General features: G+C 61.1%; 13 protein-coding genes and 3 tRNA genes. 1 reads left to right on the top strand and 15 read right to left on the bottom strand.

The genetic code is table 11. The features are described 5' to 3' along the window. Window positions 1–7 precede the first annotated feature (7 nt). The gene (gene aldA / locus B723_RS16005) at window positions 8–1,432 is read left to right on the top strand and encodes an aldehyde dehydrogenase (protein WP_017337646.1); all 1,425 of its coding nucleotides are present in this window, start codon (window positions 8–10) and stop codon (window positions 1,430–1,432) included. Window positions 1,433–1,550: 118 nt separating this feature from the next. Here the strand turns inward: aldA and B723_RS16000 are convergent, their stop codons facing one another. The 15 genes from B723_RS16000 to truA all read right to left on the bottom strand — a co-directional run bounded on the left by B723_RS16000 (window position 1,551) and on the right by truA (window position 15,080). Beyond that, window positions 1,551–3,968 (bottom strand): TonB-dependent receptor, encoded by a 2,418-nt coding sequence (locus B723_RS16000; RefSeq protein ID WP_017337645.1) that lies wholly within the window; start codon window positions 3,966–3,968, stop codon window positions 1,551–1,553. A gap of 67 nt (window positions 3,969–4,035) precedes the next feature. Beyond that, complete coding sequence (locus tag B723_RS15995) at window positions 4,036–4,980, bottom strand: FecR domain-containing protein (RefSeq protein ID WP_017337644.1); 945 nt, start codon at window positions 4,978–4,980, stop codon at window positions 4,036–4,038. Continuing rightward, window positions 4,977–5,486 (bottom strand): sigma-70 family RNA polymerase sigma factor, encoded by a 510-nt coding sequence (locus B723_RS15990; protein WP_017337643.1) that lies wholly within the window; start codon window positions 5,484–5,486, stop codon window positions 4,977–4,979. Before B723_RS15990 ends, B723_RS15995 begins: the two co-directional genes overlap by 4 nt. Window positions 5,487–5,736: 250 nt before the next feature. Further along, window positions 5,737–5,813, bottom strand: a tRNA-Asp gene (locus B723_RS15985). Window positions 5,814–5,901: 88 nt separating this feature from the next. Next, window positions 5,902–5,978, bottom strand: a tRNA-Asp gene (locus B723_RS15980). A gap of 54 nt (window positions 5,979–6,032) precedes the next feature. Next, a tRNA-Val gene (locus tag B723_RS15975) sits at window positions 6,033–6,108 on the bottom strand. Window positions 6,109–6,223: 115 nt separating this feature from the next. Then, window positions 6,224–7,000, bottom strand: a complete 777-nt coding sequence (locus B723_RS15970) for an SDR family oxidoreductase (RefSeq protein WP_017337642.1) — start codon at window positions 6,998–7,000, stop codon at window positions 6,224–6,226. Continuing rightward, window positions 6,997–8,208: an O-succinylhomoserine sulfhydrylase gene (locus B723_RS15965; RefSeq protein ID WP_017337641.1), complete on the bottom strand. Its 1,212-nt coding sequence runs from the start codon at window positions 8,206–8,208 to the stop codon at window positions 6,997–6,999. Before B723_RS15965 ends, B723_RS15970 begins: the two co-directional genes overlap by 4 nt. Before the next feature lie 64 nt (window positions 8,209–8,272). Then, window positions 8,273–9,778 (bottom strand): amidophosphoribosyltransferase, encoded by a 1,506-nt coding sequence (purF, locus tag B723_RS15960; protein ID WP_007905939.1) that lies wholly within the window; start codon window positions 9,776–9,778, stop codon window positions 8,273–8,275. Window positions 9,779–9,819: 41 nt separating this feature from the next. Next, a complete protein-coding gene (locus B723_RS15955) occupies window positions 9,820–10,380 on the bottom strand; it encodes a CvpA family protein (RefSeq protein ID WP_017337640.1) in 561 nt (186 codons plus the stop codon). 99 nt (window positions 10,381–10,479) lie between these two features. Then, entirely contained in the window at window positions 10,480–11,151 is a 672-nt protein-coding gene (locus B723_RS15950) for an SPOR domain-containing protein (RefSeq protein ID WP_017337639.1), read from the bottom strand. Continuing rightward, window positions 11,135–12,442 carry a bifunctional tetrahydrofolate synthase/dihydrofolate synthase gene (folC, locus tag B723_RS15945; RefSeq protein WP_017337638.1) on the bottom strand — a complete coding sequence of 436 codons (1,308 nt, stop codon included), beginning with the start codon at window positions 12,440–12,442 and terminating at the stop codon, window positions 11,135–11,137. Before folC ends, B723_RS15950 begins: the two co-directional genes overlap by 17 nt. After that, window positions 12,439–13,359 (bottom strand): acetyl-CoA carboxylase, carboxyltransferase subunit beta, encoded by a 921-nt coding sequence (gene accD / locus B723_RS15940; protein ID WP_008028281.1) that lies wholly within the window; start codon window positions 13,357–13,359, stop codon window positions 12,439–12,441. Before accD ends, folC begins: the two co-directional genes overlap by 4 nt. A 209-nt stretch (window positions 13,360–13,568) precedes the next feature. After that, window positions 13,569–14,192 carry a phosphoribosylanthranilate isomerase gene (locus B723_RS15935; protein ID WP_017337637.1) on the bottom strand — a complete coding sequence of 208 codons (624 nt, stop codon included), beginning with the start codon at window positions 14,190–14,192 and terminating at the stop codon, window positions 13,569–13,571. A gap of 63 nt (window positions 14,193–14,255) precedes the next feature. Next, window positions 14,256–15,080: a tRNA pseudouridine(38-40) synthase TruA gene (truA, locus tag B723_RS15930; RefSeq protein ID WP_031318628.1), complete on the bottom strand. Its 825-nt coding sequence runs from the start codon at window positions 15,078–15,080 to the stop codon at window positions 14,256–14,258. Window positions 15,081–15,149: the final 69 nt, after the last annotated feature.

Genomic DNA, 15,149 nt, shown 5'->3' with positions numbered 1-15,149 from the left:
CGTCTCCATGCCTGTCTACGAAAACTTCATCAACGGCCAGTTTGTGGCCAGCGCTGCTCATCTCGACGTGATCAACCCGGCCACCGGCGCGGTGCTGTCGAAAGTCCCGGCCTCGACTGCCGAAGACGTAGACCGCGCCCTCGCCGCCGCCCGCACCGCGCAAAAAGACTGGTCGCGCAAACCGGCGATTGAACGCGCCGGGCATCTGCGTCGCATCGCCGCCAAGCTGCGGGAAAACGTCGCGCACCTGGCGCGCACCATCACGCTGGAACAGGGCAAAATCAGCGCCCTGGCGGAAGTCGAAGTCAACTTCACCGCCGATTACCTCGACTACATGGCCGAATGGGCCAGACGCATCGAAGGCGAAATCATCACCAGCGACCGCCAGAACGAAAACATCTTTCTGTTCCGTAAGCCGCTAGGCGTAGTCGCCGGGATTCTGCCGTGGAATTTTCCGTTCTTCCTGATCGCCCGCAAAATGGCGCCGGCACTGCTGACCGGCAACACCATCGTGATCAAGCCCAGCGAAGAAACCCCGAACAACTGCTTCGAATTCGCCCGACTGGTGGCGAAAACCGACCTGCCGCCCGGCGTGTTCAATGTGGTCTGCGGCGACGGTCGAGTCGGCGCGGCGCTCAGCGCGCACAAGGGCGTGGACATGATCAGCTTCACCGGCAGCGTGGATACCGGCTCGCGAATCATGGCCGCCGCCGCGCCGAACATCACCAAACTCAATCTGGAACTGGGCGGCAAGGCGCCGGCGATTGTGTTGGCGGATGCCGATCTGGATCTGGCGGTGAAGGCCATCCGCGATTCGCGGATTATCAACAGCGGTCAGGTGTGCAACTGCGCCGAGCGGGTGTATGTCGAGCGCAGGGTCGCGGACCAGTTTATCGAGCGTATCGCGGCAGCCATGAGCGCTACCCGCTTCGGCGACCCGATCGCCCAGCCGGATGTGGAAATGGGGCCGCTGATTAACCGTCAGGGCCTGGACAGCGTCAACCGTAAAGTCCGCACGGCGTTGAGCCAGGGTGCGAGTTTGATCAGCGGTGGGCAGATTGCCGATCTGCCGAACGGTTTCCACTTCCAGCCCACCGTGCTCGCCGGTTGCAACGCTACGATGGACATCATGCGCGAAGAGATTTTCGGCCCGGTGCTGCCGATTCAGATCATCGATGACCTCGACGAAGCCATCGCCCTGGCCAACGACTGCGAATACGGCCTGACGTCGTCGATCTACACCCGCGACCTGAGCAAAACCATGCACGCGATGCGCGAGCTGGATTTTGGCGAAACCTACGTGAATCGGGAGAATTTCGAGGCCATGCAGGGCTTCCATGCCGGGGTGCGTAAATCCGGGATTGGCGGTGCGGATGGCAAGCACGGGTTGTATGAGTACACCCATACGCATGCGGTGTATTTGCAAGGCTGAAACTGGCAATGAACCTGTGGCGAGGGAGCTTGCTCCCGTCCGGGTGCGAAGCACCCACAGAGGGGACGGCTACGCAGTCCAGCGGGAGCAAGCTCCCTCGCCACAATTTGCTGACTGCTTAAAAGTCCACAGTCGCCGAAAGGAGGTAGGTTCGCGGCGTCGACAGCGTCAACCCCGGCTCGCTGTCATCCGAAGCCCCGGCCGAACTCCAGTAGCGCTTGTCCGCCACGTTCTCGACATTGGCCCGCAGGGTGATGTTCTTGTCCTCGACCTTGAACGCATAACGTGCGCCCACGTCGAAACGCTCCCACGAATCGATTTCCTTGTTGTTGGACTGGTCCAGGAACTGCGAGCTGGAATAGATGCCGCGGCTGGTCAAGGTCAAGCCCTGTACGGTCGGCACGTCCCACTCGGCGCCGAGGTTGACGTTGTATTTGGGCGTTGCCGGCGCGCGGTTGCCGTCGAAGGTGCCATTGGTGGTATTGGTCAACTCACTGTCGATGTACATGACACCGCCGAGCAAGCGGAAACCTTTGAGCGGCTCACCGAAAACACTCAGCTCCACACCGTCGTTCTGACGTTTGCCATTCGGGCCAAAGACGCGCGTCGTGGCGTTGGTTTCATAGGCTGGCTGCTTAATCCGGAACACCGCAGCGGTCACCGCAAACTGACCCGCATCATACTTGGCGCCGACCTCGACCTGGCGACTGACGAACGGCGGGAAGATCTCGTCCTCGTTGATCGAGGTCGACGGGGCGATCTTGCCCTGGCTCAGGCCTTCCATGTAGTTGGCATACAGCGACAGCTTATCGGTCGCCTTGAACAGGATACCGCCCGACGGCGAGACCTTTTCCTCATCGTAGGCGGTGTCACCTTTGACATCAGCCGTCCAGTCGTCGACCTTCACGCGCTGCCATCGAGCGCCGAGGGTCAGCAGCAGCCGGTCATCGAAGAAGCCCAGGGTGTCGGACAACGCCACACCGGTGGAGCGATTCTCGGTGTAGACCTTCGAATCGAGTCGAGTGGGCGTGACCGGCGTGCGCGTTTCCACGGGGTTGTAGAGGTTGCTGTTGGCATTGGCATACCGGGCGCCGCCATTTTCGAAGTCCATGTAGAAATAGCTGGCCGCCAGGTTGACCTCATGGCTCACCGGGCCGGTGTGGAACCAGTTGCGCACCCCGGCGGTAGCCGTGCGGACACTTTCGTCTCGGGTGAAGTCACGGGGCTGAACGGCGAAGTCGCCCTTGTTGTTGGTGACTGAAACGGCGTGACGGAGGAAGTCATGATTGCTTTCACGCGCGCCTACGCCGCCGTACAACATGACGTTATCGCTGACATCGAATTCGCCGTTCACCGTGCCGAACGTATCATTGGTACTCGCCTTGCTCCAGGGTTGCGCATAGTTGTGACGTACGTCGCTGGCGTGCGGAACCTGTGCGTTGGCGCCGACTTGCACGCGCTCTTGCGGTGCGTCGGTATCACGCTCGGTACGCCCCAGGTCGGTCGAGAGTCGCAGGCGTTCACCGCGAAAATCCAGGCCCAGTACGGCCATCTCGCGGTCGACATTCTGGTGATCCCATTCGGTGTCGCCGGACTGCTTCACGCCGTTGAAACGAATCCCGAACTTGTTGTCTTCACCGAAGCGCCTGCCAATATCCACGGCGCCGCCGGTCTGGCTGTCGGACGCGTAGTTGCCGGTGAACGAAGTGATCGGCTTGTCCGTCGCGCGCTTGGGCACCACGTTGATCCCGCCACCAACGGCGCCTCGCGGCGAGATGCCGTTGATGAGCTGGCTCGGGCCTTTGAGAATGTCGACGCGGTCGGCCATTTCCATGTCGATCGTGTAGGTCGGCAGAACGCCGTAGAGACCGTTATAGGCGACATCACTGTTGAACAGGCTGAACCCGCGAATGGTGAACTGCTCATAGCGCCCACCGGCCGGGTTGGTGGCGCGAACCGAAGGATCGCTGGCGATCAGTTCGCCCAGGGTACGCGCCTGCACATTCTTGACCACCTCACTGGTGTAAGTGGTCATGCTGAACGGCGTTTCCATGAAGTCTTTCGAGCCCAGCAAGCCCTGGGAACCGCGGCGCGCGACCTGGCCACCGGCATACACCTCGCCGTCGGCCCCGCCTGTGGCGCCAAGAATCGAGGTGGGGGCCAGCTGCAGGCTGCTGCCTTCTGGCGCCGGAGTCAGGATGTAAGCCTGTTCGCCCACCGGCTGCAGTTGCAGACCGGAACCTTGCAACAATCGCGCAAAGCCCTCCTCCACGGCATATTCGCCGGAAAGACCGGTGCTGTTGCGACCGCTCACCAACGCAGGGTCTACCGAGAGATTGACGCCAGCCAACCCGGCGAAACGGGTCAGCGCATCGCTCAGGCTGCCGGCAGGTACCTGATAACTGCGCCGGGCACTGTCGTCGGCCCAACTGGAGGTGATGAACAACGGACTGGCACTCAGGCCCAACAACAGGCTCAGGTGCAACAACGGACGCAGGCGCAAAGAAGCCGGGCGTGGATGGCAGGTTGCGGACATTGAAATGGCTCTCTTGATTCGTTCACATGCCTTGAATGACAAGCGAGTCGAAAAAAGGGGACAGGCTTCACACACTATTTTTGCGCGGCAGCAACGTGACCCAGTAGCGGGTTCGGGAATGCACCTCTAGCGGCAGGCTGGCCGCAAGCAGCGCGAGGACGCGGTCAGTGTCGTCCAGCCGGAAACTGCCGGTGACGCGCAGTGTTTCCAGCTCCGGCTCCCAGCGCAGAACGCCCGGACGGTAGGTGCCGAGTTCGCGGAGGAAATCCCCCAGCGGCTGGTTCCTGGCCATCAGCACACCTTCGCGCCAACCGGGAGCCAGCGCATCGAATGGCGTGATCGCTCCGACACCCACCGCTTGCAGGTTGACCTGCTGGCCACCGCGCACTGCCAGCGCCGGCCCTTGCAAGGGCTGCAACTGCACGGATCCGTTGAACACCGACACTCGACAGCCTTGCGCGTGCTGGCGAACGCAGACTTCGCTTTGACTGACGATGACATTGCCGAACTTCGTCTGGATCGTCAGCGGCGCAGTCCCCGGCACCTTCAGCGACAGATCGCCCTCGATCAGTTTCACACGGCGGCTCTGCAAATCCACATCGACGGCACTGGCGGTGTTGAGTTGCAAGGAGCTGCCATCGGCGAGCTGCACTTTTTTGCGCTCGCCAGTGGCCGTGTGCAGATCGGCACGCCAGACATCCAGAGGCAATTGTCGGCTGATCAGCCAGGCCGTCGGCACCAACGCCACGGCGCCCAATGCGCGCTTGAGCACCACGCGCCGCCCCGGATCAGGACGATCCAGACTGCTCAGCGCCAGCCCTGAAGGCAGGTCGGTGAAACGCTGACGCAAGGCATGCGCCTTCTGCCAGGCGTGCTCGTGAGTGGCGCAGGTCTCACGCCAACGTTGCAAATTCGCCCGGTCCTGCTCATTGGCGCCGCCCGATTCCAACAACGCAAGCCACTGCGCCGCAGCACGGACAGCCTGACGGGCATCGGACGCTTGACTGTTCACAGGTCCACCAACAGGCAATGCTCGTAGGCTTGCGCCATGTAGCGTTTGATCGTGCGCTCGGACACCTCCAGGCGCTCGGCGATTTGCTGGTAGTTCAACCCTTCGAGCTGACTCCAGAGAAACGCCCGTCGCACTGCCCTCGGCAGTCCGTCGAGCAGTTCATCCAGCGCTTGCAGGGTTTCCAGCAGCAACCAGCGCTGCTCAGGTGATGGCGCACACTCTTCGGGCATCGACGCCAACGCGGCCAGATAGGCCTGCTCCAGACTGCGACGCTGGTAGAAATTGCTCAGAAGGCGTTTGCCCACCGTCAGCAGATAGGCACGGGGTTCTTGCAGGTCGGCGATCCGCTGGGAGCTGGCCAGCAAACGCAGGAACGTATCCTGGCTCAGGTCCGCCGCATCACAGCCGTTGCCCATGCGTCTTCTCAACCAGCTTTCAAGCCAGCCCCGGTGATCGCGGTACAGGTCGTGAAGGGTTTGCTCCTTCGGCATCACTGCATCACTCATCTCAAGAAGCCCTGTGCCAAGGAGTTATCGTAAATGAGAGTGATTCTAATTAATATCGAAGCCGGGAACCAAGTCCTTTATGCACCGCACGGGCAGAAAGTTGGCTCTGGAAAGGCTGGAGTGGCATAAAAAGCCAAATTTCAGACACAAAAAACCCCGGTCTTTCGACCAGGGTCTTTGCTATCGACTCGAAGTAAACCAAAGGCTTTCTTCGTAGCTCCAAGGCGTTCAGTGGGCCTTGAGGCAGATATGGCGCAGCGGACGGGACTCGAACCCGCGACCCCCGGCGTGACAGGCCGGTATTCTAACCGACTGAACTACCGCTGCGTATCGCTTTGGACTTGCGTCCTAACTCGTCTGATCGAAAGCTTCGAGGCTTTCAATCTCGAGCCAGGTAAACCTGACCCGGAAAATATGGCGCAGCGGACGGGACTCGAACCCGCGACCCCCGGCGTGACAGGCCGGTATTCTAACCGACTGAACTACCGCTGCGCGTCGGTGGAGGCTTTTCAGCTTCCATCTTGCTTTCGCAAGACTCTCAAGAAGTGGTGGGTGATGACGGGATCGAACCGCCGACATTCTGCTTGTAAGGCAGACGCTCTCCCAGCTGAGCTAATCACCCTTTGCTTCTCTGAGGCCGCGAAATTTACGCACCTAACGAAGCTAAGTCAATAGCCCGCTTGAAGTTTTTCTGAAAAAGACAAAATCGAGTCATTCGCGCCAACGCCGCTGCCCTGTCACTCGCTGTAAATCATCTTCTTGGTCATGCCGCCATCGACCACAAATTCCTGGCCCGTGACGAAACCCGCATTCTTCGACAGCAGCCAGGCAACCATCGCCGCCACGTCCTCGACCGTCCCTACCCTGCCCGCCGGATGCTGCGCGTGGTCAGCTTCGGTGAGGGGTTCGGCACGCCGCACCGCAGGGTCCCGCGCATCGATCCAGCCAGGACTGACGGCATTGACGCGAATTTCCGGACCCAGGCTGATCGCCAACGCATGAGTCAGGGCCAACAGCCCGCCCTTGCTCGCCGCGTAAGCCTCTGTGTCGGGTTCCGACTGCCCGGCACGGGTCGAGGCCAGGTTGACGATCGCACCGCTGTGAGCACGCAGGTACGGCGCACAGTGCTTGGCCAACAGCATCGGCCCGCTGAGATTCACCGCCAGTACCCGATTCCAGTAAGCCAGATCGAGGCTTTCCAGGGTGATGTTGTGCGGATCGGCCACTGCCGCATTGCACACCAGCGCATCCAGACGCCCGAACTGCCCCAGCACCTCGGCAACACCCAGCGCGACCTGCCCCTCGTTCGAGACGTCCATGGCGATGAACCAGGCGTTATCACCCAGAACCTTCGCCACTTTCGAACCACGCACCCGGTCCAGGTCCGTCAACACCACCTGCCAGCCTTCGCTGATCAGCCAGGCCGCAATCCCCAGACCAATGCCTCGTGCGGCACCGGTTACCAGTGCAACGCGGCCATTGGAACCGGTCGTCGGGATGGACAACTCGATCACAAGGCAGCCAACCCGCGCGCCAGATCGGCCTGCAGGTCGGCCACGTCTTCCAGACCGACCGCAATTCGGATCAGGCTGTCACGAATGCCCGCCGCTTCACGCTCCTGCGGCGCCAGACGGCCGTGGGAGGTGGTGCTCGGGTGGGTGATGGTGGTCTTGCTGTCACCGAGGTTGGCGGTGATCGAAATCAACCGGGTCGCATCGATAAAGCGCCAGGCGCCCTCTTTGCCACCTTTGACCTCGAAACTCACCACGGCACCGAAACCTTTCTGCTGACGCTGAGCCAACGCGTGCTGCGGGTGGCTTTTCAGGCCAGCGTAATGGACTTTCTCGACACCGTCCTGCTGCTCCAGCCATTCGGCCAGTTGCTGGGCATTGGCGCAGTGCGCCTTCATGCGCAGGCTCAGCGTTTCCAGGCCCTTGAGGAAAATCCAGGCATTGAACGGGCTCAAGGTTGGCCCGGCAGTGCGCAGAAAACCGACGACCTCTTTCATCTGCTCGCTACGACCGGCCACGACGCCGCCCATGCAACGACCCTGGCCGTCGATGAACTTGGTCGCCGAGTGCACGACGATGTCCGCGCCCATCTTCAGAGGCTGCTGCAACGCAGGCGTGCAGAAGCAGTTGTCCACTACCAGCATCGCGCCTTTGGCGTGAGCGATTTTCGACAACTCGGCGATATCCACCAGCTCCGCCAGCGGGTTGGACGGCGATTCGACGAACAGCAATTTGGTATTGGCCTTGATTGCCGCATCCCAGCCGGACAGGTCCGCCAGAGGCACGTAATCGACTTCGATGCCGAAACGCTTGAAGTACTTCTCGAACAGGCTGATGGTCGAACCGAACACGCTGCGCGACACCAGCACATGATCGCCAGCACTGCACAGGCTCATCACCACCGCCATGATCGCGGCCATGCCGGTGGCGGTCGCTACGGCCTGCTCAGCGCTTTCCAGCGCGGCAATGCGCTCTTCGAACGCGCGAACGGTCGGGTTGGTGTAACGCGAGTAAACGTTGCCCGGCACTTCCCCGGCGAAGCGCGCGGCCGCGTCGGCGGCGGTACGGAAGACGTAGCTGGAAGTGAAGAACATCGGATCACCGTGTTCGCCTTCCGGCGTGCGGTGCTGACCGGCGCGTACGGCCAGGGTATCGAACGCTACGCCTTCGAGGTCGCTGTCCAGCCGACCGGCATCCCAATCCTGACTCATGCTGTCACTCCTTGCCTTGCTCTTCTAGTAGATACAAAACCGGCCCCTCAGGGCCGGTAGTTACTCAGTTGTTGTACAGATCGATGATCGCGCTGACTGCCTGCGTCTTGACCTTGGAGGCATCGTTACGTGCCTGCTCGATCTTGTTCAGGTAAGCCTCGTCGACGTCGCCGGTCACGTACTGGCCGTCGAACACCGCACAATCGAACTTCTCGATCTTGATCTTGCCGCCACCCACCGCTTCGATCAAGTCAGGCAAATCCTGATAGATCAGCCAGTCTGCGCCGATCAGATCCGCTACGTCCTGAGTCGAACGGTTATGCGCGATCAGCTCGTGAGCGCTCGGCATGTCGATGCCGTAGACGTTCGGGTAGCGAACGGCCGGCGCCGCGGAGCAGAAGTAGACGTTCTTGGCGCCGGCTTCGCGGGCCATCTGGATGATCTGCTTGCAAGTCGTGCCGCGAACGATCGAGTCGTCCACCAGCATCACGTTCTTGCCGCGGAACTCCAGCTCGATGGCGTTGAGCTTCTGGCGTACCGACTTTTTCCGTGCGGCCTGGCCCGGCATGATGAAAGTACGGCCGATGTAGCGGTTCTTCACGAAGCCTTCGCGGAACTTGACGCCCAGGTGGTTCGCCAGCTCCAGCGCTGCGGTGCGGCTGGTGTCCGGAATCGGGATGACCACGTCGATGTCGTGATCCGGACGCTCGCGCAGGATCTTCTCGGCGAGCTTCTCACCCATGCGCAGACGGGCTTTATAGACCGACACGCCGTCGATGATCGAGTCCGGGCGCGCCAGGTAGACGTGCTCGAAGATGCAAGGAGTCAGGGACGGGTTGGTCGCGCACTGACGGGTGTGCAGCTTGCCGTCTTCAGTGATGTAGACCGCTTCGCCTGGTGCCAGGTCGCGAATCAGGGTGAAACCGAGCACGTCCAGGGACACGCTTTCGGAGGCGATCATGTACTCGACGCCTTCGTCGGTGTGACGCTGGCCGAAGACGATCGGGCGGATGCCGTGCGGGTCGCGGAAACCGACGATGCCGTAGCCGGTCACCATCGCCACGACGGCGTAACCACCGACGCAGCGGTTGTGCACGTCAGTGACGGCAGCGAACACGTCTTCTTCGGTCGGCTGCAGCTTGCCGCGCTGGGCCAGTTCGTGCGCGAACACGTTCAGCAGCACTTCCGAATCGGAGTTGGTGTTGACGTGGCGAAGGTCAGATTCGTAAATCTCCTTGGCCAGCTGTTCAACGTTGGTCAGGTTACCGTTGTGCGCCAGGGTGATGCCGTAAGGCGAGTTGACGTAAAACGGTTGAGCTTCGGCCGAGGTCGAGCTGCCCGCGGTCGGATAGCGCACATGGCCAATGCCCATGTGGCCGACCAGACGCTGCATGTGACGCTGATGGAACACGTCACGCACCAGGCCATTGTCCTTGCGCAGGAATAACCGGCCGTCATGGCTGGTCACGATACCGGCAGCGTCCTGGCCGCGGTGCTGGAGGACGGTTAGCGCGTCATACAGCGCCTGATTGACGTTCGACTTACCGACGATACCGACGATGCCACACATGCGACGCAACCCCTACTTAATGGATCTGAACTGAACACAACTCACTGAGGCGTTTTGGCCGTCGGCAAGAGGTGCTCCTTGAACGGTATTTCAGCGGGTACGCTGATACCGCTGGCAAGCCACTGACTGCTCCACCCGAGGATCAGGTTTTTGGACCAGTCTGCGACCAATAGAAATTTTGGCACGAGCTGCGACTGTTGCCACCACCCGTCCTGCTGTACCGGCCCCAGGCTCAACAGCCCGACCGCCACGACCACCAGCAACACGCCACGCGCAGCGCCGAAGGCCATGCCGAGGAATCGATCGGTCCCGGACAACCCGGTAACGCGAACCAACTCGCCGATAAGATAATTGATCATTGCGCCTACGATCAGCGTGGCGACAAACATTATTGCGCAGCCCGCGATCACGCGAGCCGATGGCGTTTCGATGTATCCGGCGAGGTACTCGGACAATGCACCACCGAACATCCAGGCAACGACTCCTGCGATGATCCAGGTCACCAGCGATAATGCTTCCTTGACGAAGCCGCGGCTCAGACTGATCAATGCGGAGATGGCGATGATTGCAACGATCGCCCAGTCAACCCAGGTAAATGGCACAGTGCAGCCTACAGACGGATAAGGCGGCGCATTTTAGCAGAGCCCATGCTTATCGGTAAGCTGCGATTGTCAGTGCATTTCAAATCGGGGCGATAGTTTTTAACCGCGCTCAGGCTGGAAGCGCACCACAAAACCCTTGAGGTTCTGCTGACGGTTCAACAAGTCACGCAGACGATCGGCTTCTGCCCGCTCGATCAGCGGCCCGACGAATACCCGATTCTTGCCGTCAGCCGTGCGAATGTAGGCGTTGTAACCCTGGCTGCGCAGGTTTTTTTGCAGATTTTCAGCGCTGGCACGATTCGACAGGCTGGCCAGTTGCACGGACCAGCTGACCGACAGGCCATTGGCGTCGACGCGGCTTTGCGTCGTGTCCGGTTTACCCGGTGCGGCAGTGATCGGCTGGCTTGGCGCAGTCGTTGGTTTGTTGACCGGAGCCGGTGCCGGAGGCGGTGTAACCGGCTTGGCGGCGGGCGCAGGTGCAGGCGCAACGGGAGCCGTCGGTGCGATCGGCATCTCTGGCTCTTCCTGCTGGGCGATTTCGTCATCACTCGGCACAGGCTCTTGCGGCAAGGCTTGAGGCTCAGGCACGACCACCGGCTCAACCTGAACCTGCGGCACCGCAGGCACTTGCGGCGCAGCCGGCGCTTCGACCGTGACCTGACGCTGCTCATCCTGACGGGAAAACAGCATCGGCAGGAAAATCACTGCCAGTGCCACCAGCACCAGGGCGCCGACCATGCGCTGTTTGTAGGCCTTATCCAGCAATGCCATTTGCCGCTTCCTCCGTGGAGCGCCGGGCCAGCCATTCAAGGGCCTCGGCGACACAATAAAATGATCCGAACAACAGAATCTCGTCGTCGCTCGTCGCTTGCGCGCACTGCCCTTCCAGGGCAGCGGCCACGCTGTCATAGGACGTTACCGAAGCACCAAGGTTCTGCAACGACCCATGCAAATCGGCAACCGGCCGCGCCCGCGGTGAATCCAGCGGCGCAACAGCCCAGTGCTGGACACTAGCATTCAATTCGCTGACAACACCATCCAGATCCTTGTCCGCCAACAACCCGAACACCGCCAGACGCCTGCCGACCGGTGGACGACTGGCCAGACGGCGGGCCAGGTATTCGGCTGCGTGGGGGTTATGCCCCACATCCAGCAACAGGTTCAGGCGCTTGCCTTGCCAGTCAAACTGGCGGCGATCGAGACGACCGACAACCCGCGTGGCCTTCAGCGCAGCAATAATCTGCGCGTCCACCCAAGGCAAACCGAGCAACAGATAAGCCTGTAGCGCCAGTGCGGCATTTTCCATCGGCAGATCGAGCAGTGGCAGATCATGCAACTCGACTACTCGCCCCTGAGCGTCGAGACCGCGCCATTGCCAGTTGTGATCGGTAACGCCGAGGTCAAAATCACGACCCCGCAGGAAAAACGGGCAGGCCAGCTCGCGCGCCTTGTCCAGCAGAGGTTGAGGAGGATTCAGATCGCCACAGAGCGCAGGCGCGCCCTGGCGGAAGATGCCGGCTTTCTCAAAAGCCACGGACTCACGGGTGTCACCCAGATAATCGGCGTGATCAACGCCGATGCTGGTCACCAGCGCCATGTCGGCATCCACCACGTTGACCGTGTCCAGACGTCCGCCCAGGCCGACTTCCAGCACCACGGCATCAAGCCCGGACCGTTGAAACAGCCAGAACGCCGCCAGGGTGCCCATTTCGAAATAGGTCAGGGAAGTCTCGCCACGCCCCGCCTCTACCGCAGCAAAGGCCTCGCACAGCTCAGCGTCAGTCGCTTCGACGCCGTTGACCTGCACCCGCTCGTTGTAACGCAGCAGATGCGGGGAATTGTAGACACCGACTTTCAGACCCTGCGCCCGCAGCAACGAAGCCACGAATGCGCAGGTAGAACCCTTGCCGTTGGTGCCAGTGACCGTGATCACCCGAGGCGCCGGCTTGCCCAGCCCCATGCGGGACGCTACCTGTTGCGAGCGCTCAAGGCCCATGTCGATGGCCGAAGGGTGCAACTGCTCAAGGTAGGCGAGCCACTCGCCAAGGGTACGTTCAGTCATATGTTGGCTGGCACCGGTGGAACCACGATCGGCTCGATGGGTGCAGCAACGAATTTCGGCGTCGGCTTGCCGGTCAGTTGCGCCAACAGGTTGCCCAGACGCGGACGCAGTTCCTGACGATGAATGATCATGTCGATCGCACCGTGCTCCAGCAGGAATTCACTGCGCTGGAAGCCTTCCGGCAGTTTTTCGCGAACGGTTTGCTCGATCACACGCGGACCGGCGAAGCCGATCAGGGCTTTCGGCTCGCCGACGATCACGTCGCCGAGCATCGCCAGGCTGGCGGAAACGCCGCCGTAGACCGGATCGGTCAGCACGGAGATGAACGGAATGCCTTCTTCACGCAGACGCGCCAGCACCGCGGAGGTCTTGGCCATTTGCATCAGGGAAATCAGGGCTTCCTGCATCCGCGCACCACCGGAAGCGGCGAAGCAGATCATCGGGCATTTGTTTTCCAGGGCGTAGTTGGCGGCGCGCACGAAGCGCTCACCGACGATGGCACCCATGGAACCGCCCATGAAGGAGAATTCAAAAGCCGAAACCACCACCGGCATACCCAGCAGCGTGCCGCTCATGGAGATCAGTGCGTCTTTCTCGCCCGTCTGCTTTTGCGCTGCGGTCAGACGGTCCTTGTACTTCTTGCCGTCACGGAATTTCAGGCGGTCGACCGGCTCCAGGTCCGCACCCAGCTCGCTGCGGCCTTCGGCGTCGAGGAAAATGTCGATACGGGCGCGCGCGCCGATACGCATGTGATGGTTGCACTTGGGGCAAACGTCCAGGGTCTTTTCCAGCTCCGGACGATACAGCACAGCCTCGCAAGACGGGCATTTGTGCCACAGACCTTCAGGCACCGAGCTCTTCTTGACCTCGGAACGCATGATCGAAGGGATCAGTTTGTCTACTAACCAGTTGCTCATGCTTTCTTTCTCCAGTACCGGCGGCCCGAACGCTCTGGTTCGCAGCCCCGCGTATGCCCTTGAGCTAAATTCATGTGTGTGGCGATGATCGGTGGATAGCCGGGTCAATGAAGCATGACCTGCGTACAACCCATCAATCCTCAGCCGTGCCTGCTTTGTGCAGCGCAGTGCATTTTGGGACGGCGGCAGTCTGCCAGCCGTCACATCAACTACGTGCTACTGCGTACAGCCTTGATGAATGCCTGAATCTTTGCGTGATCCTTGATGCCCCTGCTCGCCTCCACCCCACCGCTGACGTCCACGGCGTAAGGCCGAACCCGGGCAATCGCCTCGGCGACGTTATCCGGCGTCAAGCCGCCCGCCAGGATGATCGGTTTGCTCAAGCCTTGAGGTATCAGAGACCAGTCGAATGCTTCGCCGGTTCCGCCGGGTACGCCTTCAACGTAAGCGTCGAGCAGGATACCGCTGGCACTTGGGAACGCATTGCATGCCGCGGCAATGTCGTCGCCGGCCTTGACCCGCAGCGCCTTGATGTACGGCCGGTGCCACCCCTCACAATCGGCAGCGGTTTCGTCGCCATGGAACTGCAGCAAGTCCAGCGGCACGGCATCGAGCAGTTCGCCCAACTCGCAACGGCTGACGTTGACGAACAACCCCACAGTGGTCACGAACGGCGGCAGCGCCCTGATGATGTCGCGCGCCTGCTGAAACGTCACGGCCCGTGGGCTCTTGGCGTAAAACACAAACCCGATGGCATCAGCCCCGGCCTCGACTGCCGCCAACGCATCTTCTATGCGGGTAATCCCGCAAATCTTGCTGCGAACGGCTGACATGTCGATAAAACCTCAGGGCAAATCCGGGAAAGTCCCGGATGGTAACAAATGCGTTCGAGGGCGTCAGCCGTCAAGTTCGGCGAAACCGGTCAAGAAGTGTGGACCGATGTAACGCTCGGGCAATTCGAACTCGTCGCGGTACTCGACCTGCACCAGGTACAGGCCGAATGGATGCGCCGTCACCCCGCCGGAACGGCGAATCCGGCTCTCCAGCACTTCCTTCATCCACTCCACCGGACGCTCGCCGGCACCGATGGTCATCAGTACTCCGGCAATGTTGCGCACCATGTGGTGCAGGAAAGCGCTGGCGCGAATATCCAGCACGATCATCTTGCCGTGGCGCGTGACACGCAGGTGATGCAATTCCTTGATCGGCGACTTGGCCTGGCACTGACCCGCACGAAAAGCACTGAAGTCGTGGGTGCCGACCAGGTACTGCGCGGCCTCGGCCATGCGCTCGGCGTCGAGGGGGCGGTGATTCCAGGTGATTTCTTCGTTCAGGTGCGCCGGGCGGATCTGGTCGTTGTAGATCACGTAGCGATAGCGCCGGGCGATGGCCTTGAACCGAGCATGGAAATGCGCGGGCATGACCTTGGCCCAACTGACGCTGACGTCGTGGGGCAAGTTGATGTTGGCGCCCATGACCCAGGCTTTCATCGAACGCTCGACTTGCGTGTCGAAATGCACCACCTGACCGCAGGCATGCACGCCCGCATCCGTGCGCCCGGCGCAGAGCAGCGACACCGGTGAGTCGGCGACTTTGGACAAGGCCTTTTCCAGGGTCTCCTGCACTGTGAGCACACCGGACGCCTGACGCTGCCAGCCGCGAAAACGCGAGCCTTTGTATTCAACGCCCAAGGCGATGCGGAAAAAGCCGTCAGCCGCCATTTCGGCAGCCGGGTTATCTATATTTGCCAAGGAGTAACAGCCTGCTGATCAACGCAAAGGCGGGCATTA

Origin of the sequence: Pseudomonas fluorescens NCIMB 11764 (assembly GCF_000293885.2) — a bacterium.
GTDB lineage: Bacteria > Pseudomonadota > Gammaproteobacteria > Pseudomonadales > Pseudomonadaceae > Aquipseudomonas > Aquipseudomonas fluorescens_B.
The sequence above is the reverse complement of the archived record's forward strand: the minus strand, read 5'-3'. Positions and strand labels throughout refer to the sequence as shown.

Excerpts from the sequence above, each read along its gene's own strand:
- aldA (WP_017337646.1), top strand. The coding sequence starts at position 8 with ATGCCTGTCTACGAAAACTTCATCAACGGCCAGTTTGTGGCCAGCGCT.
- B723_RS16000 (WP_017337645.1), bottom strand. The coding sequence starts at position 3,968 with ATGTCCGCAACCTGCCATCCACGCCCGGCTTCTTTGCGCCTGCGTCCG.
- B723_RS15990 (WP_017337643.1), bottom strand. The coding sequence starts at position 5,486 with ATGAGTGATGCAGTGATGCCGAAGGAGCAAACCCTTCACGACCTGTAC.
- B723_RS15965 (WP_017337641.1), bottom strand. The coding sequence starts at position 8,208 with ATGAGTCAGGATTGGGATGCCGGTCGGCTGGACAGCGACCTCGAAGGC.
- purF (WP_007905939.1), bottom strand. The coding sequence starts at position 9,778 with ATGTGTGGCATCGTCGGTATCGTCGGTAAGTCGAACGTCAATCAGGCG.
- B723_RS15950 (WP_017337639.1), bottom strand. The coding sequence starts at position 11,151 with ATGGCATTGCTGGATAAGGCCTACAAACAGCGCATGGTCGGCGCCCTG.
- folC (WP_017337638.1), bottom strand. The coding sequence starts at position 12,442 with ATGACTGAACGTACCCTTGGCGAGTGGCTCGCCTACCTTGAGCAGTTG.
- accD (WP_008028281.1), bottom strand. The coding sequence starts at position 13,359 with ATGAGCAACTGGTTAGTAGACAAACTGATCCCTTCGATCATGCGTTCC.
- B723_RS15935 (WP_017337637.1), bottom strand. The coding sequence starts at position 14,192 with ATGTCAGCCGTTCGCAGCAAGATTTGCGGGATTACCCGCATAGAAGAT.
- truA (WP_031318628.1), bottom strand. The coding sequence starts at position 15,080 with ATGGCGGCTGACGGCTTTTTCCGCATCGCCTTGGGCGTTGAATACAAA.